Here is a 20,061-nt window from a genome sequence, read left to right on the forward strand (position 1 = left end):
GGCGGCATCGGGCCGTCCCCGCGGCAACGCAGAGGGGCTGCCCCGGAAAGAGGGCGGCCGCGCCATATGAGGCGGGGGACATGGACGCAATCATCCTTCAGATCCTGAACGGGCTGGACAAGGGCTCGGCCTATGCGCTGATCGCGCTGGGGCTGACGCTCATCTTCGGCACGCTCGGCGTCGTCAACTTCGCGCATGGCGCGCTCTTCATGATCGGCGCCTTCTGCGCCGTCACGGTGCAGCGCCTCATGCAGCTCTCCCACACCGAGATCGACGAGAGCCGGACCGACTTCCTCGGCAACCCGCTGCAGGTCGAGGTGCCGTACCTGGAATCCTGGTTCGGCCCCGAGCTCGGGCAGGCGCTGATCTCCTGGTCGGTGCCGCTGGCGATCCTGCTGGCGATCCCGGTGATGATGCTCGTCGGCTGGATCATGGAGCGCGGGCTTATCCAGCACTTCTACAAGCGCCCGCATGCCGACCAGATCCTCGTGACCTTCGGCCTCGCCATCGTGCTGCAGGAGATCATCCGCCAGTTCTACGGCGCCAATCCGATACCCACGCCCGCGCCCGACGCGCTGCGCGGCTCGGTCGACTTCGGCGTCTGGCTCGGCTTCGGCCCCGGCGTGATCTTCTACCCCGTCTGGCGGTTCGTCTACTTCCTCTTCTCGCTGCTCATCATCGGCGGGGTCTTCGCCTTCCTGCAGTTCACCACCTTCGGCATGGTCGTCCGCGCCGGCATGGCGGACAGGGAGACGGTTGGCCTCCTCGGCATCGACATCGACAAGCGCTTCACGCTGATGTTCGGGATCGCCGCCGCCGTCGCGGGGCTGGCGGGCGTGATGTACACGCCGATCCTCAGCCCCAACTACCACATGGGGATGGACTTCCTCGTCCTCTCCTTCGTCGTGGTCGTCGTCGGCGGCATGGGCAGCCTGCCCGGCGCGGTGCTGTCGGGGTTCCTTCTCGGCATCGTGCAGAGCTTTGCCTCGATGAACGAGGTGAAGGCCATCCTGCCGGGCATCGACCAGATCATCATCTACCTCGTCGCCATCATCATCCTGCTGACAAGGCCGCGGGGCCTGCTCGGCCGGCGCGGCGTGATGGAGGAGTAAGACATGCTGGGTATAGGCAAGCGCGATACCACCATCCTGCTCGTCGTCGCCTTCATGGCGCTGGCGGCCCCGATCATCCTCAACCCCTTCCCGGCGAACAGCGCCATGGCGCAGTTCAACGCCGGCTACCCCGACCTGATGCAGCGGTTCGTGATCTTCGGGATCTTCGCCATTGGCTTCAACATCCTCTTCGGGCTGACCGGCTACCTGTCATTCGGGCACGCGGCCTTCCTCGGCGCCGGCAGCTACGCCGCCGTCTGGATGTTCAAGCTGCTGAGCTTCAACGTCATCCCGGCGGTGCTGCTCTCCATCGTCGTGGCCGCACTCTTCTCGGTGCTGATCGGCTTCATCTCGCTCCGGCGCTCAGGCATCTACTTCTCGATCCTGACGCTGGCCTTCGCGCAGATGAGCTACAACCTCGCCTATTCGGTGCTCACCCCGCTGACCAACGGCGAGACGGGCCTGCAGGTCTACACCTCGGACCCGCAGTACCTGCGCGGCGAGGGGGACCCGATCGTCACCCACCTCTTCGGGCTGGAGATGCGCGCCAAGGAGACGCTGGAGCTGGGGCCCTGGGCCTTCGACTTCTCGGTCGGCTATTACTTCTGCGCCATCCTGATGCTGATCTCCTTCTACATCTCGATCCGCATCTTCCGCTCGCCCTTCGGGCTGATGCTGCGGGCCGTGAAGTCCAACAACCACCGTCTCAGCTACACCGGCCTCAACTCGCGCCCCTATGCGCTGACGGCCTTCATCATCTCCGGCGCCTATGCCGGGCTCGCCGGCGGCCTGCTCGCGGCGATGGACCCCCTGGCCGGCGCCGAGCGCATGCAGTGGACAGCCTCCGGCGAGGTGGTGCTGATGACCATCCTCGGCGGCGCCGGCACGCTGATCGGGCCGGTGCTGGGCGCGGGCTTCATCAAATATTGCGAGAACATCTTCTCCAAGATCAACGAGAACGTCCTGCACTCCTGGTTCGCCGCCCTGCCCGACGGGCTGGAGACGGGCCTCGTCTGGGTCGCCTCGAAGTTCGTCGGCGAGGGCTGGCACCTGACGCTGGGCCTGATGTTCATGCTCGTCGTCATCTTCCTGCCCGGCGGGCTCGTGGAGGGTGGCCAGCGCATCGGCCGCGCCCTCCGCCGTCGCCGCGGGCAGGACGAGCCCGGCCGCAGCGCCGCCAAAGAACCCGCGGAATAGGAGCGAGGCATGGGCATTCTCGAAGTCAAGGGCGTCAACAAGAACTTCGGCGGCCTCAAGGCGCTGCAGGACGTCAACCTCTCCGTGCAGGAGGGCACCGTCCACGCCATCATCGGGCCGAACGGCGCGGGCAAGTCGACGCTGCTCAACGTGCTCGTCGGCAAGCTGCGGCCCGACACCGGCTCCGTCATGTTCGACGGCAAGTCGGTGCTGGGGAGGAAACCGCACGAGATCAACCAGATGGGCATCTCACGCGTCTTCCAGACGCCGGAGATCTTCACCGACCTCTCGGTGCTGGAGAACGTGCTGATCCCCTGCTTTGCCCGCCGCGACGGCGCCTTCCGGATGCATGCCTTCGAGAGCGTCGCCCACGAGGGGACGATCAACGAGGAGGCGGAGCAGATCCTCGCCGACGTCAACATGGCCGACAAGCGCAACCTGCACGCCGGCTCCCTCAGCCGGGGGGACAAGCGGCGGCTGGAGATGGCGATGTGCCTCGTCCAGCAGCCCAAGCTCCTCCTCCTCGACGAGCCGACCGCCGGCATGGCGCGGGCCGATACCAACAACACCATCGACCTGCTGAAGGAGATCAAGGAGACGCGCCCCATCACCATGGCGATCATCGAGCACGACATGCACGTCGTCTTCTCCCTCGCCGAGCGCATCACCGTGCTGGCCCAAGGCACGCCGCTGGTCGAGGACACGCCCGAGAACATCAAGGGCCATCCCAAGGTGCGCGAAGCCTATCTCGGCGAAGCACAGGTGTGAGGAAGAACGCATGACCCATGTCGAGCATCTCAAGGGGCCGCAGCCCTTCGACAAGACCCGCAACATGGCCGCGACGGCGCCGAAGTTCCTCTCCGTCTGGGATATCCAGGCCTATTACGGCGAGAGCTACATCGTGCAGGGGGTGTCCTTCGACATCCACGAGGGCGAGATCCTCGCCCTCCTCGGCCGCAACGGCGCCGGCAAGACATCGACGCTGCGCACGATCGCCCGGCTCGGCAACCCGAGCCTGAAGCACGGCGAGATCTGGCTGGACCACGAGCCCCTGCACAAGATGAAGAGCCATCAGGCCGCGCAGAAAGGCATCGCGCTGGTCCCGGAGGATCGGCGCATCATCTCCGGCCTGACGGTGGAGGAGAACCTCAAGCTCGCCCAGATCAACCCGCCCATCGGCTGGTCGCTGGATCGCATCTACGAGCTCTTCCCCCGCCTCGGCGAGCGGCGCCGGCAGGAGGGGGTCACCCTCTCGGGCGGCGAGCAGCAGATGCTGGCCATCGCCCGGGCCCTGGCGCGCGATATCAAGGTGTTGCTCCTCGACGAGCCCTACGAGGGCCTCGCCCCCGTGATCGTGCAGGAAATCGCCAAGACGCTGGAGCTGATCCGTGATCAGGGCATCACCACGATCATCGTCGAGCAGAACGCCGTCGCCGCTTTGAAGCTCGCCGACCGCGCGGTGATCCTTGACACCGGGCAGGTGGTGTTCGACGGATCGGCGCAGGACGTGCTGGATGACGAGGGCCTGCGCGCCCAGTATCTGGCCATCTGATACGGGAGGACAACATGGCAGACGGTGACAAGGTGGCGGGCAGGACTTTCGCCCCTTCGGCGGAGATGACGGCCGGCGCGCATGTCGACAAGGCCCGCTACGACGAGATGTACGCGGCCTCGGTGAACGACCCCGAGGCGTTCTGGGCCGAGGAAGGCAAGCGCCTCGACTGGATCGAGCCCTACACGAAGGTGAAGAACACCAGCTTCGAGTTCGGCAACGTCTCCATCAAGTGGTACGAGGACGGCACGCTCAACGTCGCCGCCAACTGCATCGACCGCCATCTGGAGACTCGGGCCGACCAGACCGCCATCATCTTCGAGCCCGACGAGCCGGACGGAGAGGTACAGCACATCTCCTATCGGGAGCTGCACGAGAAGGTCTGTCGCTTCGCGAATGTCCTGCTCAGCCAGGGCATCATGCGCGGCGACCGCGTGATCATCTACCTGCCGATGATCCCCGAGGCGGCCTATGCCATGCTCGCCTGCGCGCGGATCGGTGCCATCCATTCCGTCGTCTTCGCCGGCTTCTCGCCCGACGCGCTCGCCAACCGCATCAACGATTGCGGCGCCAAGGCGGTCATCACCGCCGACACCGCCCCCCGCGGCGGCAAGCGCACGGCGCTGAAGTCGAACACCGACGCCGCGCTGCTCCATTGCTCCGACAAGGTGCGCTGCCTCGTCGTCAAGCACACCGGCGACCAGACGACGTGGATCGACGGGCGCGATGTCGATGTGAAGGCGATGATGGAGACGGTGGCCCCTGACTGCCCCGCCCGCCCGATGAATGCGGAAGACCCGCTCTTCATCCTCTACACCTCCGGCTCCACCGGCAAACCCAAGGGCGTGGTGCACAGCTCGGGCGGCTACCTCGTCTATGCCGCGATGACGCAGCAATACACCTTCGACTACCACGACGGAGACGTCTTCTGGTGCGGCGCCGATGTCGGCTGGGTCACCGGGCACACCTACATCCTCTACGGCCCCCTCGCGAACGGCGCGACGACGCTGATGTTCGAGGGCGTGCCCACCTACCCCGATGCCAGCCGCTTCTGGCAGATCATCGAGAAGCACAAGGTCACCCAGTTCTACACCGCCCCCACCGCCATCCGCGCGCTGATGGGCCAGGGGACGGACTTCCCCGCCCGCTGCGACCTGTCTTCGCTCAAGGTGCTCGGCACGGTGGGGGAGCCGATCAACCCCGAGGCCTGGGCCTGGTACGACAAGAACATCGGCAAGGGGCAGCTGCCCATCGTCGACACCTGGTGGCAGACGGAGACGGGTGGGCATATGATCACCCCCCTTCCCGGCGCAACGCCCACCAAGCCCGGCTCGGCCACCCTGCCCTTCTTCGGCGTCCAGCCCGTGGTGCTGGAGGCGGAAAGCGGCAAGGTGGTGGAGGGCAACCCCGCGGAGGGCGTCCTCGCCATCGCCGACAGCTGGCCGGGGCAGATGCGCACCGTCTGGGGCGATCACGAGCGCTTCGAGTCCACCTACTTCCAGCAGTACAAGGGCTACTACTTCTCGGGCGACGGCTGCCGCCGCGACGAGGATGGTTATTACTGGATCACCGGCCGCGTCGACGACGTCATCAACGTCTCCGGCCACCGCATGGGCACGGCGGAGGTGGAGAGCGCCCTCGTCGCCCATTCCAAAGTCGCCGAGGCGGCGGTCGTCGGCTACCCGCACGAGGTGAAGGGACAGGGCATCTACGCCTATGTCACGCTGATGAACGGCGTCGAGCCCTCGGACGAGCTGCGCCGCGAACTCGAAGGCTGGGTGCGCACCGAGATCGGCCCCATCGCCAAGCCGGATCTGATCCAGTGGGCGCCCGGATTGCCGAAGACACGGTCGGGAAAGATCATGCGCCGCATCTTGCGCAAGATCGCCGAAAACGATTACGGCTCCCTGGGTGACACGTCGACGCTGGCCGACCCCTCCGTGGTGGACGACCTTGTCGACAACCGGATGAATCGGGGCTGACGCCCTGCCAAAGGATGAACCGGGGCCCTCCGCCTCGGCTCATGACGCCGGCCACCTCCTCGGCCGGCCCTCCCCGCCGCCGCCGGTTCGCCGGTGGCGGCGACCTCGTTTCGAAGAAGGTCGCTCCCATGATCGAGATCCGCCGCGCCACCCTCCCCGAGGGCCAGCCCCCCGCCGCCCCCGTCATGCGCATCCTCGAGGCGCTCGACACCCACGCTGCCGGCCACGGCATGTCCTTCGAGAGCGAGGAGATCGTGATGGAGGCCTGGGACGGCGAGACATGGGCCGGCGGCATCGACGCCATCTTCGGCAAGGCGTGGGTCTTCGTGAAGCTCCTCGCCGTGGCCGATGGTCGCCGCGGCCAGGGGGTTGGCACGAAGCTCCTCGCCGCGGTCGAGGAGGAGGCGCGCACCCGGGGGCTGACGGGCATCTGGCTCGACACCTTCGCCTTCCAGGCCCCGGCCTTCTACCGCCGCGAAGGGTTCGAGGAGATCGGCTCCATCCCCGAGTATTTCGCCGGCCAGTCCCGCCACTTCTTCCAGAAACGGCTCTGAGGCGGCGCCCGCGCCGCTCCGGCAGGGCAACGACCCGTTTACCAGTCCCGCATATTGGCTCCGCCGATTCACCTCCCGTTTACGCGGGGGGCGCAGGCTCGTCTGTGACACAAAACCAGACGACCCGGAGTATCCCGATGGATATCGCCCCACCCCCGGGCGCCGGCTCCCCCGCCCCGCAGCCGGCGCCGGATCTGCGCCCCACCGCCGGCGCCGCCGCCATCGCGCGCGACACGCGCCCCGAGATGCCCATGGCGCTCCTGCCCGTGCTTCCCGTCGCCCCGGTGGGCACGACGGAGGCCGGCACCGCCGCCCGCGCCCGCCTTGCCGGGCTGGAGACACTGCGCCCCATCGCCGCGCCGGAGCGGGTGCTCAAGCCTTTCGGCATCAACATGCTCCCCGATCTGGAGGCCCGCCAGCGCGAGGCCGCCGCCCGCGCCGAGGCCGAGGCGGAGCGGCAGCAGACTGCCGCCGCCGCCGACGGGCGCGCCGGCGAGGCGGAGGCGGCCCTCGCCAAGGCCGAGGCGGAGGCCTCCCGTGCCGCCGCCGTCGCCGCCGAAGCCCGCGAGAGCGCCGATGCGGCCGCCGCGGCCATGGCCGAGCGCGACCCGCCCTCCGAGAGCGCCGGCCCGGAGGACGCCCCGGCGGCCTGAGGGCGGCCGCCCGGCGCCGCTCCGCCCCTCCGGAGGGTCCGGAAGCCCCTGCTTTCCACAGCTAGCCCGATGGCGTATAAGCCCCCCAAACTGCGGGGCGGCGCCTGAGCGCCTGCCACAGCAGCAAGGGCAGAAGACAAGCCGTGAGGGACAGATGAGCGAACATGACCAGCACGAGGGCGACGTGGAATTCATCCGCGCCCTGGCGGAGCTGCTGCGGGCCAACGATCTGACGGAGCTTCAGGTCAAACGCGACTACGGCGAGAATGACAGCCTGAATGTCCGCGTCTCGCGCCACATGCAGCTCAGCCCGCAGGTCAGCACCCCCGCCGCGCCCGCGGCCCCTGCGACCCCGTCCCCTGCCGCCGCCCCCGCGCCGTCCCCGGCCGCCGGCCTCGACGACAGCGATGCCTCGTCCCATCCCGGCGCCGTCACCTCGCCCATGGTCGGCACCGCCTACACGCAGGCCGAGCCGGGCGCCGCGCCCTTCGTCTCCGAAGGCCAGCAGGTGAAGGAGGGCGACACCGTCCTCATCATCGAAGCCATGAAGACGATGAACCAGATCCCCGCCCCGCGGACGGGCACCGTCAAGCGCATCTTCGTCGAGGACGGCTCGCCCGTCGAATACGGCGCCCCCCTTATGATCATCGAATAAGGCTCACCCCATGTTCGACAAGATCCTCATTGCCAACCGCGGCGAGATCGCGCTGCGTGTGGTGCGGGCCGCGCGGGAGATGGGCATCCGCTCCGTCGCCGTGCACTCCACCGCCGATGCCGACGCGATGCATGTGCGCATGGCCGACGAGGCCATCTGCATCGGCCCACCGCCCTCCGCCGCCTCCTACCTCTCCTTCCCCGCCATCCTGTCGGCCTGCGAGATCACCGGCGCCCAGGCGATCCACCCCGGCTATGGCTTTCTCTCCGAGAACGCCGCCTTCGTGCAGGCGGTGGAGGATCACGGGCTGACGTTCATCGGCCCGACGGCGGAGCATATCCGCATCATGGGCGACAAGATCACCGCCAAGGAGACGATGAAGGCGCTCGGCGTGCCCTGCGTCCCGGGCTCCGACGGCGGCGTGCCGACGCTGGCCGATGCCAAGCGTGTGGCAGCCGAGATCGGCTACCCCGTCATCATCAAGGCCACCGCCGGCGGCGGCGGGCGCGGCATGAAGGTCGCCCGCTCCGAGGCGGAGATCGAGCGTGCCTTCCAGACCGCCCGGTCGGAATCCAAGGCCGCCTTCGGCAACGACGAAGTCTATATCGAGAAGTACCTGACGACGCCGCGCCACATCGAGATCCAGGTCTTCGGCGATGGCAAGGGCAAGGCCGTGCACCTCGGCGAGCGCGATTGCTCGCTGCAGCGCCGCCACCAGAAGGTGCTGGAGGAGGCCCCCGGCCCCGCCATCACCGAGGAGCAGCGCGCGCGGATCGGCAAGGTCTGCGCCGATGCCGTCGCCAAGATCGGCTATATCGGCGCCGGGACGATCGAGTTCCTCTTCGAGAACGACGAGTTCTACTTCATCGAGATGAACACCCGCCTGCAGGTGGAGCACCCGGTGACCGAGGCGATCTTCGGCGTCGATCTCGTCCGCGAGCAGATCCGCGTCGCCGCCGGCGAGCCGATGAGCTTCGGGCAGGAGGATCTCTTCATCCGCGGCCACGCCATCGAGGTGCGCATCAACGCCGAGAAGGTCCCCACCTTCTCCCCCTGCCCCGGCCAGATCACCCAGTATCACGCGCCCGGCGGGCTCGGCGTGCGGATGGACAGCGCCCTCTACGACGGCTACCGCATCCCGCCCTATTACGACTCGCTGATCGCCAAGCTCATCGTCCATGGCCGTGACCGGCCGGAGGCGCTGGCGCGGCTGGGCCGTGCTCTCGGGGAGCTGATCGTCGACGGGGTGGACACGACCGTGCCGCTCTTCCACGCTCTGCTCGAGAATGAGGATATCCAGCGCGGTGACTACTCCATCCACTGGCTCGAAAAGTGGCTGACAGAGGCTTTGCAACCCGGCTGAGCGCCGAGCGGCTGCTCGGTGCCTATGCCGCCGGCATCTTCCCGATGTCGGAGGGGCAGGACGACCCGGAGGTCTTCTGGGTCGATCCGCGCTTTCGCGGCGTGATCCCTCTGGGCGGCTTTCACATCTCCCGCTCGCTCGCCCGGCGTATCCGCCGCGGCGGCTACGAGGTGACGGCGAACCGGGATTTCGGCGGCGTGCTCGCCGGCTGCGCCGACCGCCCGTCCACCTGGATCAATGCCGAGATCGCCGGCGCCTACGGCGCCCTGCACGAGGCGGGGCATTGCAGCTCGGTCGAGGTCTGGCAGGACGGGGCGCTGGTCGGCGGCACCTATGGCGTGACGCTCGGCGGCGCCTGGTTCGGAGAGAGCATGTTTTCGCGCCGTGCCGATGCCTCGAAGCTGGCGCTGGCGCATCTCGTCCATCGGCTGCGGCTCGACGGGTTCACCCTTTTCGACACCCAGTTCCTGACGCCCCACCTCGCCAGCCTCGGCGCCGTGGAGATCCCGCGGATGGTCTATCGCCGCCGGCTCGCCAACGCCCTGCGCCTCGATGCCCGCTTTCGCGGCCCGGCGAAGGGCATGCCGCCGCCTCCGCTCACTCGGTGAGCGGCGCCTCCTCGGCGGCCGGCGCGAGCTCTGTCAGGCAGGACAGGGCCCAGACGTCGTAGCGCGGGTGGTCCATGGGGTTGAGCGCCGGCGCGCTGGCGATCATCCAGCCGCGGAAGACCGGCTCCGGCCCGTTCTGGTAATGCACCACCAGCCACTCGAAGGCGTCGCCCGAGGGGTTGTTGCTGGGGTAGCGACACTCGCCGAGCGTGATGGCGAGGTGGCCGTACTCCGTCGTCTCGCCGGAGCGGAGCGTCAGGTCCGTCACCGCGCCGGTGATCTTGTCGAGCACCCGCACCACGCCGCCCGGCGCCTGCGAGACCACCTGCTGCGCGGCGACCGGCCCGGCGACGAGCGCCAGCGCGAGGAGGAGCGCGGCCCTCACGGCGCCTCCTCCGAGCCGCCGCCGATATAGGTGATCAGCAGCTGCAGCAGGCTCACGGCGCCCTGCGTGTCGTAGATCTGCCCGCCCTCGGCGAGGTTCTCCAGTTCGCCGCCCGGGAAGATCTCCACGAAGGCGCCGCCGAGCAGCCCGTCGGAAGAGATGACGGCGCTGGAATCGGTGGGCAGCGGCACGCCGCTGTCGAGCGACAGCTCGGCCACGGCGCGAAAGCTCTGCGGATCGAGATCGAGGCCGGAGACGCGGCCGATCTTCACGCCTGCCATGCGCACATCCGTCCCCGGGCCGATGCCCTCGACGGAGCGGAAGGAGGCGGTGACGGCGTAATCGCCATCCGTCCCGGCGGAGACGCGATCGGCGCCCCACCAGATGAACCCGGCCCCGACCAGAAGCACCAGGGCCCCGGTCGCCACCTCTGCCGGCGATTCCCTCATGCGGTTACTCGGGGCTCCAGCTCTCGTAATCCGTCCGCTCGGCGGGGGAGCGGCGGAGCGAGCCCGCCGGCGCATAGGCGGCGGGCGTGCCGGTGAGGTTGGGGATGTGCGGCTTTTCCCACGTCTTGTGGGGCAGCGGGCGCACGGAGGGCGGATCGTCCCACGAGCGGTGCAGCCAGCCGTGCCACTCCGGGCTCACCCGGCTCGCCTCGGCATAGCCGTTGTAGATCACCCAGCGCTTCGAATCGTCCTTGTTGTGGTAGTAGACGTTGCCCTCGGCATCCTCGCCCACCTTCACGCCGCGGCGGGCGGTGAAGAGCTGGGTGCCGAGCGTCTGCCCGTTCCACCAGGTGAACACGCGGGAGATGAAGGTCTTCAGGCCCATGGGCGCCCCTCGATTTGGCTTGCCCCTCTCATGCCGCATGCGGGCAGAAACGTCCAGCACGGGCTGGCCCGGGCGCCCAATGCCCGCCGATCACGCCCGCGCGACAAAAGGCGCCCGCGGGCGCTGTTGTCGCCGCGCGATCCGGCCTATGGTGCCCGGACGAGCGATGCGGCGCGGGGGAAAGATGAGCCAGAGCATGGTGATGGCCGATGGAAGTGGCGCCTGAAATGCCCCGCTTTTCCGCCGCAGACGGTATCGAGCTGCACTACCTCGAGGAGAGTCCCGCAGGCGGCGGCACCGGCGCCCCGCCGCTGGTGATGCTGCCCGGCTGGTCGATGTCCGCCGGCGCCTTTCGCGCCCAGCTCGGCCATTTCGGCCAGAGCCGCCGCTGCATCGCGCTCGACCCGCGCAGCCACGGTGCCTCCACCGACACCACCTCGGGCAACGATTACGCGACGCTCGCGGGCGATGTCGCCGCCCTGGTGGCCCATCTCGGCCTCGGGCGCATCGCCCTGATGGCCTGGTCCTTCGGCTCCGTCGCCGCGTGGGAGTTCGTGGCCCGGCAGGGCACCGAGGCGCTCTCCAGCCTCATCATCATCGACGAGCCGCCGGCCCCGATGCTCGGGGGCCCGGAGGACTGGACGTCGATCAAACCCGCCGACGTCGCCGCCTTCCAGCGCGACGGGCTGGTGAGCGATGCCGCCAAGCGCGCCCTCTTCGAGGGGATCGCGCGCCACTACTACCCCGATGACCCGGCGGAGGCGGAGTGGTTCGCCTCCCTCGCCGATGGCTGCCCGCACTGGGCGGCGCTCCTCTACAACGCCGACGGCATGTTCGCCGATTGCCGCGCCGCGGCCCGCGCCGCCGATGCCGCGCTGCCGACGCTGACCTTCATCGGCGACTACGCCGCCGAGCGCGCCCTGCCCTACATGGCGCGGGAGCTGCCCGGCACGCAGACCGCGGTGCTGCCCGGCCATTCGATGCACATCACCCATCCGGGCGCCTTCAACGCGCGGCTGGAGAGCTTCCTCGCCGACGCCGAGGAACGGGCGGGGCAGGCCGCGAGTTCGCAAGCATAAGCCCGGCAAATCGGGCAGTTCAGGGAGGAGAGACGGATGGAACCGAGACTGACACAGCGCTCCATGGCCTTCGTTCTGGCCGGGGGGCGCGGCTCGCGCCTGCGCGAGCTGACGGATTACCGGGTCAAGCCGGCCGTCTACTTCGGCGGCAAGGCGCGGATCATCGATTTCGCCCTCTCCAACGCCATGAATTCCGGCATCCGCAAGATCGCCGTCGCCACGCAGTACAAGGCCCACTCGCTCATCCGCCACATGCAGCGGGGGTGGAGCTTTTTTCGCGCCGAGCGCAACGAGTTCCTCGACATCCTGCCCGCCTCGCAGCGGATGGACGAGACGAGCTGGTATCGCGGCACGGCCGATGCGGTGACGCAGAACATCGACATCGTCGACAGCTACGGCGTCGACTACATCGTCATCCTCGCCGGCGACCATATCTACAAGATGGATTACGAGATCATGCTCCGCCAGCATGTGGAGACGGGGGCCGATGTGACGATCGGCTGCCTGACCGTGCCGCGGATGGAGGCGACGGCCTTCGGTGTCATGCATGTCGACAAGAGCGACAGGATCACCTCCTTCCTCGAAAAGCCGGCCGATCCGCCGGCCATCCCGGGGGAGCCGGACAAGGCGCTCGCCTCGATGGGGATCTACGTCTTCTCCTGGCCCTTCCTGCGCGACCTGCTGCGCCGCGACGCGGAGGATCCGAACTCCTCCCACGATTTCGGCAACGACCTGATCCCCGAGCTGGTGACGAACGGCAAGGCCATGGCCCACCGCTTCGACGACAGCTGCGTGCGCGCCCCCGGCCGCCCCGCCTACTGGAAGGATGTCGGCACCGTCGATGCCTTCCACCAGGCGAATATCGACCTCACCAACTTCGACCCCGATCTGAACCTCTGGGACCGCGAGTGGCCCGTCTGGACCTATTCGGAAAGCGCGCCGCCCGCCAAGTTCATCCATGACGAGACCGACAGGCGCGGTGTCGCCATCTCCTCCATGGTTTCGGGCGGCTGCGTCATCTCCGGGACGGAGGTGCGCAACTCGCTGCTCTTCACGCAGGTGCATACCAATTCCTTCGCCGTCCTCGACCACGCCGTGGTCCTGCCCTACGTCACCGTGCACCGGTCGGCGCGGCTGCGCCGGGTGGTGATCGACGCCGGCGTCGAGATCCCCGAGGGGCTCGTCGTCGGGGAGGATCCGGACGAGGATGCCAAGTGGTTCCGCGTCAGCGAGCGCGGGGTGACGCTGATCACCCAGGCGATGCTGGACAAGCGCGACGCCGCGAGGTGAGGCAAGCGCCGGCCCGGGGCGGGCGGAGAGGAACGGAAGCGATGAGAGACGTGCTCTCGGTGGCATCGGAATGCGCGCCGCTGGTCAAGACGGGCGGGCTGGCCGACGTGGTGGGCGCCCTGCCCTCGGCGCTGGCGGCGCATGAGGTGCGCGTCCGCACCCTCCTGCCCGGCTACCCGGCGGTGATGACGGCGCTCGGCTCCACCTCCGGCACGCTCTGCGAGGAGGAGGAGCTCTTCGGCGGCCCGGCCCGCATCCTCGCGGGGGAGGTGGCGGGGCTGGACCTCCTCGTCCTCGACGCGCCGCATCTCTTCGCCCGCGAGGGCTCCATCTACCTCGGCCCCGACGGTGCCGACTGGTCCGACAATGCCGAGCGCTTCGCCGCCCTCTCCTGGATGGCGGCGCGGATCGGTGGCGGTTGCCTGCCCGGCTGGACGCCGCAGGTGATCCACGCGCATGACTGGCAAGCGGCGCTGGTGGCCGACCACCTCGCCATGCAGGGCGTCACGGGCATCGGCACGGTGCTGACGATCCACAACATCGCCTTTCAGGGCCTGTTCGAGGCGCACCGGCTGGAGGATCTGCGGCTCGACCCGGCCCGCTACCACAGCGAAGGCTTCGAGTACTGGGGCAAGGTCAGCGCCCTGAAGGCCGGGCTGACGGCCTGCGACAGGCTCACCACCGTCTCCCCGGGCTATGCCAACGAGCTGATGCGCCCCGAGTTCGGCATGGGGCTCGATGGCGTCATGCGCGCCCGCCGGGCGGAGCTGACCGGCATCCTCAACGGCATCGACGAGGCGGTGTGGAACCCGGCGGAGGACAGCCTGATCCCCGCCCCCTACAAGCGCCCGCGCGGCAAGGCGGCGAACAAGGCCGCCCTGCAGGCCGAGTTCGGCCTGCCGGAGGCGGAGGGGCCGCTGTGCATCGTCGTCTCCCGCCTGACCGAGCAGAAGGGCCTCGACCTGCTTGTCGAGGCGCTGCCTGTCCTGCTGGAACGGGGCGGCCAGCTCGCCCTCCTCGGCACCGGCAACCGCGATCTGGAGGCGACGCTGACGGAGTGGGCGGAGACGCAAGCCAATGTCGCCGTGCAGATCGGCTACGACGAGGCGCTCTCGCACCGGATGATGGCGGGCGCCGATGCCATCCTCGTCCCCTCCCGCTTCGAGCCCTGCGGGCTGACGCAGCTCTACGGGCTGCGCTACGGCACGCTGCCCGTCGTGGCGCTGACGGGCGGGCTGGCCGACACGGTCATCAACGCCTCGCCCGCGGCGCTGTCCAAGCCTGTGGCAACCGGGCTCCAGTTCTGGCCGGCCGATGCCGAGGCGCTGAAGAATGCGCTTGCAAGGCTCTGCAATCTCTACTCTTCTCCGTCAACCTTCCGGCAGCTGCAGAAGAACGCCATGGCGCAGCCGGTGGGCTGGAACAGCTCCGCCGCGGCCTATGCGCGGCTCTATGACGAGGTCTCTCCCGCCTGATGCCGGGACGCTACGCGATCAAGCCGGGCCGGGCCTTCCCGCTCGGCGCGACATTCGACGGGGAAGGCGTCAACTTCGCCGTCTTCTCGGAACATGCCTCGCGCATGACGCTGTGCCTCTTCTCCGACGACGGGCGCGACGAGACACTCAACATCGACCTGCCGGAGCATGACGGGCACGTCTGGCACGGCTACCTCACCGGCATCCGCCCCGGCCAGCATTACGGCTACCGCGCCCACGGCCCCTACCGGCCCGACGAGGGGCACCGGTTCAACCCGCACAAGCTGCTGATCGACCCCTACGCCAAGAAGCTCTCGGGCCACCCGCGCTGGCACGACGCGCTGATGGGCTACGACGTCAGCGCCATGCACAAGGACCTGACGTTCGACACCCGCAACTCGGCCCCCTACATGCCGCGCTCGATCGTCGTCGATCCCTGCTTCTCATGGGGTAATGACCGGCCGCCGCGCACGCCGCTGCACGAGACGGTCGTCTACGAGGCGCATGTGAAGGGGCTGACGGCCGCCAAGCCCGGCACGCCCTACCCCGGCACCTACCTCGCCCTCGCCTCCGACCAGGTGATCGACCACCTGCTCAAGCTCGGCGTCACGGCGCTGGAGCTGCTGCCCGTCCACGCCTTCATCGACGACCGCTTCCTGCTCGACAAGGGGCTGAAGAACTACTGGGGCTACATGTCCATCGGCTTCTTCGCCCCCGAGCCCCGCTACATGGCGACGAAGGAGATCGGCGAGTTCCAGCACATGGTCGCGCGCCTCCACGCCGCCGGGATCGAGGTGATCCTCGACGTGGTCTACAACCACACCGCCGAGGGTAACCAGCTGGGGCCGACGCTCTCCTTCAAGGGGCTCGACAACGCCAGCTACTACCGGCTGGCGGAGACGCCGCGCTACTACATCAACGACACCGGCACCGGGAACACGCTGAACGTCGACCACCCGATGGTCCTGCGCATGATCATGGATTCGCTGCGCTACTGGGTGGAGATCATGCATGTCGACGGCTTCCGCTTCGACCTCTGCTCCACGCTCGGGCGCACCGAAGAGGGCGGCTTCGACCGCGGCGCCGCCTTCTTCGATGCGCTCCGGCAGGATCCCGTCCTCTCCCGCGTGAAACTCATCGCCGAGCCCTGGGACATCGGGCCCGGCGGCTACCAGCTCGGCGCCTTCCCGCCGCCCTTCTCGGAGTGGAACGACAAGTTCCGCGACGAGGTGCGCAGCTTCTGGCGGGGCGACGGCGGCATGGCGCCGCGGCTGGCCAACCGGCTCACCGGCTCGGCCCAGCAGTTCGACCATGACACCCGGCCCGCCACCTCCTCCGTCAACTTCCTGACGGCGCATGACGGCTTCACGCTGATGGATGTCGTCTCCTACGGCTCGAAGCACAACGAAGCGAATGGCGAGGAGAACCGCGACGGCCATTCGGAGAACCTCTCCGACAACATGGGCGTCGAGGGGCCGACGGAGGACAAGAAGATCCGCGCCGCCCGGGCGCTCCGCCGCCGCAACATGCTGGCGACGCTGCTCTTCGCGCAGGGCACACCGATGATCCTCGCCGGCGACGAGCTCGGCAACAGCCAGCAGGGCAACAACAACGCCTATTGCCAGGACAACGAGATCGGCTGGGTGGACTGGAGCGGGGTGGACGAGGACTTCCTCAAGTTCGTCCGCCAGCTCGTCGCCTTCCGCAAGGCGCACCCGATCCTGCGGCAGAAGCGCTTCCTCCATTCCCGCCCCCGCCTGATCGACGGCAAGCCCGATCTCTTCTGGCGCCGCCCCGATGGCGCCGTGATGGGCGAGGAGGATTGGGCCCGCCCCGAGCTGCGCACCATCATCTGCGAGATGCGAACCGCCTCGGGCACGCCCGATTATGCCGCTCTCGAACATGCGATCCTGTGCGTCTACAATAGCGGCGCCGGCGTCAACGTCACCCTGCCCGCCCCGCCCGAGGGGCGCCGCTGGGTTCGCCATATCGACACCGCCCGCCCCTATGCCGGCCCCAAACCGGCGCGGGAGACGGCGCGGGTGCGTGAAAATTCCGTCGTGGTCTTCGTGCAGGAAGAGGCGACGACGCCAAAGAGCTGACGGCGGTCACAACCAGCAAGAGGAGCCGCGCCATGGAGATCATCGAGACCCGGACCACCCCCATCGAGGGGCAGAAGCCCGGCACCTCGGGCCTGCGCAAGAAGACCCACGTCTTCATGGGCCCGCACTACCTGGAGAACTACGTCCAGTCGATCTTCGACGGTATCGGCGGGGTGGATGGAAAGACCCTCGTCCTCGGCGGCGACGGGCGCTACTTCAACGACCGCGCGGCGCAGGTGATCCTGCGCATGGCGGCGGCGAACGGCGCGGCGAAGGTCATCGTCGGCGTCGGCGCCCTGCTCTCCACCCCCGCGGCCTCGAACCTCATCCGCAAGCGGGGCACCGATGGCGGGCTGATCCTCTCGGCCAGCCACAACCCCGGCGGGCCGGAGGAGGATTTCGGCCTCAAGTACAACGGCCCGAACGGCGGCCCGGCGAGCGAGGGCGTCACCGACCGCATCTATGCCGCGACGCAGACGATCACCGGCTACAAGATCGCCGAGGCGCATGACGTCGACCTCTCCGCCCCCGGCACCCACCGGATCGGGCCCATGGAGGTCGAGGTCATCGACCCGGTGACGGACTATGCGGCGCTGATGGAGGAGCTCTTCGATTTCGACGCGCTCCGCGCCCTCTTCTCCGGCGGCTTCACGATGACCTTCGACGCCATGCACGCCGTCACCGGCCCCTATGCCAAGACGATTCTCGAAGGGAAGCTCGGCGCTGCCGCGGGGACGGTCATCAACGCCGAGCCGAAGCCCGATTTCGGCGGCGGCCATCCCGACCCGAACCCGATCTGGGCCAAGCCGCTGGTCGACCGGATGATGGGCGGCGATGCCCCCGATTTCGGCGCCGCCTCCGATGGCGACGGCGACCGCAACATGATCGTCGGGCGCGGCATATACATCACCCCGTCGGACAGCCTCGCGGTGCTGGCGGCCAACGCGCCCCTCGCGCCCGCCTATGCCGGCGGTCTGGCGGGCGTCGCCCGCTCCATGCCCACCTCGGCGGCGGTGGACCGGGTGGCCGAGAAGCTCGGCATCGATTGCTACGAGACGCCGACGGGCTGGAAGTTCTTCGGCAATCTGTTGGACGCGGGGCGCGCCACGCTTTGCGGCGAGGAGAGCGCCGGCACCGGCTCTGACCACGTACGCGAGAAGGACGGGCTCTGGGCCGTGCTCCTCTGGCTCAACATCCTCGCGAAGAGCGGCAAATCCGTCGCAGAGCTGATGGCAGATCACTGGCAGACCTACGGGCGCAACTACTACTCGCGCCACGATTACGAGGATGTCGACGCCGGCGTGGCGAACGAGATGGTGGAGGAGCTGCGGGGCCGGCTCGCCGAGCTGCCGGGGCAGGAGCATGGCGGCCTGACGGTCGAGAGCGCCACCGAGTTCTCCTACGACGACCCGGTGGACGGCTCCCGCTCCGCGCGGCAGGGCCTGATCATCGCCTTCGAGGGCGGCGCCCGCGCCGTCATCCGCCTCTCCGGCACCGGCACCGTCGGCGCCACGATCCGCCTCTACCTCGAGCGACTGGAGACCGACCCCGCGAAGCTCGACGCCGACCCCCAGGACGCCCTCGCCCCGGTCATCGCCGCCGCCGAGAGCATCGCCGGCATAAAGGAGCGCAGCGGCCGCGAGGGCCCGAACGTCATCACCTGAGGCGAAGGCTGGCAATGTAAGACGTTCTGCCTTACATTGCCAGACGATGCTTTTCGAGTGGGACGCGGCCAAATCTGACGCCACCCGCGCGGCCCGCGGCTTCGGCTTCGAGGAGGTGACAGCCGTTTTCCTCGACCCGGGCCGCGTGACCTTCCAGGACGACCGGAAGGACTATGGCGAGGTCCGCTGGACGGCATTCGGGCTGATAGAAGGCCGGCTATTTGCGGTCACCTATACTTGGCGGGGCGAGGCCGTTCGCATTGTCTCTGCCCGAAAGGCGAACGCGCGAGAAAGGAAGCGTTACGATGGCAACCAAGACCTTCCGACTTGACCCGGACAATCCGCCCAGCCTGAGTGACTCAGCAAAGGCACGGCTGGATGCGACACCCGATGACGAGATCGATTATAGCGAGATCCCCGACATGGGTGACGTCGACTGGCAGCGCCCCGCGCCCAAGCCGACCGTGACGATGCGGCTCGACGAGGACGTGATCGCCTTCTTCAAGCGCGAAGACCCGAAGGGCTACACAAGGCGCATGGCTTCGGTGCTCACCGCTTTCGCGCGGCACAGAGGCGGCGCCGACTGAGTCCCGCTCACAACATCCGCTGCCACCGGAAGAACGCCCATGTGAGCACCGCCGAGCCCACCATGGCCGCCACCGCCACCGGGTAGCCCCATGGCTCGTCCAGCTCCGGCATGAACTCGAAGTTCATCCCGTAGAGCGAGGCGATCAGCGTCGGCGGCAGGAAGATCACGCTCATGACGGAGACGATCCGCACCGTCGCCGACTGGTCGAGGTCGATCATCCCCAGCGTCGTGTCGGTGATCAGCCCCAGCCGGCTGGCGAGGAAATCGGCATGCACCTCCAGCGCGTCGATATCGCGCTGGCGCGCCTTTACCGCGCCCTTCACATGCCCCTTCGCCGTCGACCGCCGCGCAAGGAAGAAGCCCAGCACCCGCTCGACGCTGAGCAGCCCCAGCCGCACCCGGCTCATCGCCTCGCCCTGTCGGCCGAGCTCCCGCAGCATCTCGCGCAGGTCGCCCTCCTCGCGCTCCTCGTCCTCGTAGACATCGCGCGCCACGGCATCTAGCACGCGGCCCACCGCCTCCAGCAGGTCGGCCTGCCGGGCGATGATCTCTTCGATCAGCCCGAGGAAGAGCATCTCCACGCTCTCGGTCCCGACGGAGCTCTGCCCGGCGCGGGGGCCGAAGGTCTCGAACGGCTGTGGCGCGTGGTAGCGCACCGTCAGCAGCCTGTCCTCCGTCAGCACGAAGGAGACGGGGCCGGAGACCTGCGAGCGATCCGGCATCCGGCCGGAGAGCATGGCCGTCATCACCTCCGTCCCGTTCTGGGTGTAGAGGCGGTTGGAGATCTCGATCTCCTCCATGTCCTCGTGCGTCGGCACGGGCAGGCCCAGCGCCTCGACCGCCGCCACCTCCTCCGGTTCGGGGCAGAACAGATCGATCCACAGGGCCTCCTGCAGCGCCGCGTTGTCCGCGCCGCGGATCAGGCCCACGCCGTCCCGGCTCCAGGCGTTGAGCATGTCGCCTCCTT

The 20,061-nt window shown here is 68.6% G+C and carries 21 protein-coding genes; 17 read left to right on the plus strand and 4 right to left on the minus strand.

Translation table 11 applies throughout. The features are described 5' to 3' along the window. Nucleotides 1-80: 80 nt before the first annotated feature. The 10 genes from GY170_RS08095 (at nt 81) to aat (ending at nt 9,676) form a co-directional block, all read left to right on the plus strand. Nucleotides 81-1,112, plus strand: a complete 1,032-nt coding sequence (locus GY170_RS08095) for a branched-chain amino acid ABC transporter permease (protein WP_163891933.1) — start codon at nt 81-83, stop codon at nt 1,110-1,112. A gap of 3 nt (nt 1,113-1,115) precedes the next feature. After that, a complete protein-coding gene (locus GY170_RS08100; RefSeq protein WP_163891935.1) occupies nt 1,116-2,309 on the plus strand; it encodes a branched-chain amino acid ABC transporter permease in 1,194 nt (397 codons plus the stop codon). 9 nt (nt 2,310-2,318) lie between these two features. After that, nucleotides 2,319-3,077, plus strand: coding sequence for an ABC transporter ATP-binding protein (locus tag GY170_RS08105; RefSeq protein ID WP_163891938.1), 759 nt, complete (start codon nt 2,319-2,321; stop codon nt 3,075-3,077). Nucleotides 3,078-3,087: 10 nt separating this feature from the next. After that, nucleotides 3,088-3,861 (plus strand): ABC transporter ATP-binding protein, encoded by a 774-nt coding sequence (locus GY170_RS08110; RefSeq protein WP_163891940.1) that lies wholly within the window; start codon nt 3,088-3,090, stop codon nt 3,859-3,861. Nucleotides 3,862-3,875: 14 nt separating this feature from the next. After that, complete coding sequence (acs, locus tag GY170_RS08115) at nt 3,876-5,843, plus strand: acetate--CoA ligase (protein ID WP_163891943.1); 1,968 nt, start codon at nt 3,876-3,878, stop codon at nt 5,841-5,843. A gap of 128 nt (nt 5,844-5,971) precedes the next feature. Continuing rightward, complete coding sequence (locus GY170_RS08120) at nt 5,972-6,397, plus strand: GNAT family N-acetyltransferase (protein ID WP_163891945.1); 426 nt, start codon at nt 5,972-5,974, stop codon at nt 6,395-6,397. Between the two features lie 137 nt (nt 6,398-6,534). Continuing rightward, nucleotides 6,535-7,050: a hypothetical protein gene (locus tag GY170_RS08125; RefSeq protein WP_163891948.1), complete on the plus strand. Its 516-nt coding sequence runs from the start codon at nt 6,535-6,537 to the stop codon at nt 7,048-7,050. Nucleotides 7,051-7,204: 154 nt separating this feature from the next. Then, on the plus strand, nt 7,205-7,705 hold the full coding sequence (accB, locus tag GY170_RS08130; RefSeq protein ID WP_163891951.1) for an acetyl-CoA carboxylase biotin carboxyl carrier protein: 501 nt from the start codon (nt 7,205-7,207) through the stop codon (nt 7,703-7,705). A 10-nt stretch (nt 7,706-7,715) separates the two neighbouring features. Then, nucleotides 7,716-9,068 carry an acetyl-CoA carboxylase biotin carboxylase subunit gene (accC, locus tag GY170_RS08135; RefSeq protein ID WP_163891954.1) on the plus strand — a complete coding sequence of 451 codons (1,353 nt, stop codon included), beginning with the start codon at nt 7,716-7,718 and terminating at the stop codon, nt 9,066-9,068. Continuing rightward, nucleotides 9,038-9,676, plus strand: a complete 639-nt coding sequence (aat, locus tag GY170_RS08140; protein ID WP_268960221.1) for a leucyl/phenylalanyl-tRNA--protein transferase — start codon at nt 9,038-9,040, stop codon at nt 9,674-9,676. Before accC ends, aat begins: the two co-directional genes overlap by 31 nt. Here aat and GY170_RS08145 read toward each other — a convergent pair. The 3 genes from GY170_RS08145 to GY170_RS08155 are packed head-to-tail and all read right to left on the minus strand — an operon-like array spanning nt 9,666 to nt 10,895. Further along, a complete protein-coding gene (locus GY170_RS08145; protein ID WP_163891956.1) occupies nt 9,666-10,061 on the minus strand; it encodes a DUF2155 domain-containing protein in 396 nt (131 codons plus the stop codon). The genes aat and GY170_RS08145 overlap by 11 nt on opposite strands. After that, nucleotides 10,058-10,510: an outer membrane lipid asymmetry maintenance protein MlaD gene (mlaD, locus tag GY170_RS08150; protein WP_163891959.1), complete on the minus strand. Its 453-nt coding sequence runs from the start codon at nt 10,508-10,510 to the stop codon at nt 10,058-10,060. The genes GY170_RS08145 and mlaD overlap by 4 nt, the downstream gene beginning before the upstream one ends. Nucleotides 10,511-10,514: 4 nt before the next feature. After that, entirely contained in the window at nt 10,515-10,895 is a 381-nt protein-coding gene (locus GY170_RS08155) for an NADH:ubiquinone oxidoreductase subunit NDUFA12 (protein ID WP_163891962.1), read from the minus strand. Between the two features lie 227 nt (nt 10,896-11,122). Between GY170_RS08155 and GY170_RS08160 the strand changes: the two genes are divergently transcribed. Genes GY170_RS08160 through GY170_RS08190 form a run of 7 tightly spaced genes read left to right on the plus strand, consistent with a single transcriptional unit; the run spans nt 11,123 to nt 19,092 of the window. Continuing rightward, nucleotides 11,123-11,974 (plus strand): alpha/beta fold hydrolase, encoded by an 852-nt coding sequence (locus GY170_RS08160; protein ID WP_163891965.1) that lies wholly within the window; start codon nt 11,123-11,125, stop codon nt 11,972-11,974. Nucleotides 11,975-12,010: 36 nt separating this feature from the next. Next, complete coding sequence (glgC, locus tag GY170_RS08165; protein WP_163891968.1) at nt 12,011-13,264, plus strand: glucose-1-phosphate adenylyltransferase; 1,254 nt, start codon at nt 12,011-12,013, stop codon at nt 13,262-13,264. Nucleotides 13,265-13,305: 41 nt separating this feature from the next. After that, complete coding sequence (glgA, locus tag GY170_RS08170) at nt 13,306-14,739, plus strand: glycogen synthase GlgA (RefSeq protein WP_163891972.1); 1,434 nt, start codon at nt 13,306-13,308, stop codon at nt 14,737-14,739. Beyond that, nucleotides 14,739-16,841 carry a glycogen debranching protein GlgX gene (glgX, locus tag GY170_RS08175; RefSeq protein WP_163891975.1) on the plus strand — a complete coding sequence of 701 codons (2,103 nt, stop codon included), beginning with the start codon at nt 14,739-14,741 and terminating at the stop codon, nt 16,839-16,841. Before glgA ends, glgX begins: the two co-directional genes overlap by 1 nt. 32 nt (nt 16,842-16,873) lie before the next feature. Next, nucleotides 16,874-18,505, plus strand: a complete 1,632-nt coding sequence (locus GY170_RS08180; RefSeq protein ID WP_163891978.1) for an alpha-D-glucose phosphate-specific phosphoglucomutase — start codon at nt 16,874-16,876, stop codon at nt 18,503-18,505. A 46-nt stretch (nt 18,506-18,551) separates the two neighbouring features. Continuing rightward, the gene (locus GY170_RS08185) at nt 18,552-18,836 is read left to right on the plus strand and encodes a BrnT family toxin (RefSeq protein WP_163891981.1); all 285 of its coding nucleotides are present in this window, start codon (nt 18,552-18,554) and stop codon (nt 18,834-18,836) included. Further along, on the plus strand, nt 18,811-19,092 hold the full coding sequence (locus GY170_RS08190) for a BrnA antitoxin family protein (protein ID WP_163891984.1): 282 nt from the start codon (nt 18,811-18,813) through the stop codon (nt 19,090-19,092). The genes GY170_RS08185 and GY170_RS08190 overlap by 26 nt, the downstream gene beginning before the upstream one ends. A gap of 7 nt (nt 19,093-19,099) precedes the next feature. Here the strand turns inward: GY170_RS08190 and GY170_RS08195 are convergent, their stop codons facing one another. Beyond that, nucleotides 19,100-20,050, minus strand: a complete 951-nt coding sequence (locus tag GY170_RS08195; protein ID WP_163891985.1) for a magnesium transporter CorA family protein — start codon at nt 20,048-20,050, stop codon at nt 19,100-19,102. Nucleotides 20,051-20,061: the final 11 nt, after the last annotated feature.

Source organism: Pseudoroseicyclus tamaricis, assembly GCF_012070395.1.
Lineage (GTDB): Bacteria > Pseudomonadota > Alphaproteobacteria > Rhodobacterales > Rhodobacteraceae > Pseudoroseicyclus_A > Pseudoroseicyclus_A tamaricis.

Bases quoted from the DNA above. Each gene is read 5' to 3' on its own strand.
- GY170_RS08095 (WP_163891933.1), top strand. From the start codon at position 81: ATGGACGCAATCATCCTTCAGATCCTGAACGGGCTGGACAAGGGCTCG.
- GY170_RS08100 (WP_163891935.1), top strand. From the start codon at position 1,116: ATGCTGGGTATAGGCAAGCGCGATACCACCATCCTGCTCGTCGTCGCC.
- GY170_RS08105 (WP_163891938.1), top strand. From the start codon at position 2,319: ATGGGCATTCTCGAAGTCAAGGGCGTCAACAAGAACTTCGGCGGCCTC.
- GY170_RS08110 (WP_163891940.1), top strand. From the start codon at position 3,088: ATGACCCATGTCGAGCATCTCAAGGGGCCGCAGCCCTTCGACAAGACC.
- acs (WP_163891943.1), top strand. From the start codon at position 3,876: ATGGCAGACGGTGACAAGGTGGCGGGCAGGACTTTCGCCCCTTCGGCG.
- GY170_RS08120 (WP_163891945.1), top strand. From the start codon at position 5,972: ATGATCGAGATCCGCCGCGCCACCCTCCCCGAGGGCCAGCCCCCCGCC.
- GY170_RS08125 (WP_163891948.1), top strand. From the start codon at position 6,535: ATGGATATCGCCCCACCCCCGGGCGCCGGCTCCCCCGCCCCGCAGCCG.
- accB (WP_163891951.1), top strand. From the start codon at position 7,205: ATGAGCGAACATGACCAGCACGAGGGCGACGTGGAATTCATCCGCGCC.
- accC (WP_163891954.1), top strand. From the start codon at position 7,716: ATGTTCGACAAGATCCTCATTGCCAACCGCGGCGAGATCGCGCTGCGT.
- mlaD (WP_163891959.1), bottom strand. From the start codon at position 10,510: ATGAGGGAATCGCCGGCAGAGGTGGCGACCGGGGCCCTGGTGCTTCTG.
- GY170_RS08155 (WP_163891962.1), bottom strand. From the start codon at position 10,895: ATGGGCCTGAAGACCTTCATCTCCCGCGTGTTCACCTGGTGGAACGGG.
- GY170_RS08160 (WP_163891965.1), top strand. From the start codon at position 11,123: ATGCCCCGCTTTTCCGCCGCAGACGGTATCGAGCTGCACTACCTCGAG.
- glgC (WP_163891968.1), top strand. From the start codon at position 12,011: ATGGAACCGAGACTGACACAGCGCTCCATGGCCTTCGTTCTGGCCGGG.
- glgA (WP_163891972.1), top strand. From the start codon at position 13,306: ATGAGAGACGTGCTCTCGGTGGCATCGGAATGCGCGCCGCTGGTCAAG.
- glgX (WP_163891975.1), top strand. From the start codon at position 14,739: ATGCCGGGACGCTACGCGATCAAGCCGGGCCGGGCCTTCCCGCTCGGC.
- GY170_RS08180 (WP_163891978.1), top strand. From the start codon at position 16,874: ATGGAGATCATCGAGACCCGGACCACCCCCATCGAGGGGCAGAAGCCC.
- GY170_RS08185 (WP_163891981.1), top strand. From the start codon at position 18,552: ATGCTTTTCGAGTGGGACGCGGCCAAATCTGACGCCACCCGCGCGGCC.
- GY170_RS08190 (WP_163891984.1), top strand. From the start codon at position 18,811: ATGGCAACCAAGACCTTCCGACTTGACCCGGACAATCCGCCCAGCCTG.
- GY170_RS08195 (WP_163891985.1), bottom strand. From the start codon at position 20,050: ATGCTCAACGCCTGGAGCCGGGACGGCGTGGGCCTGATCCGCGGCGCG.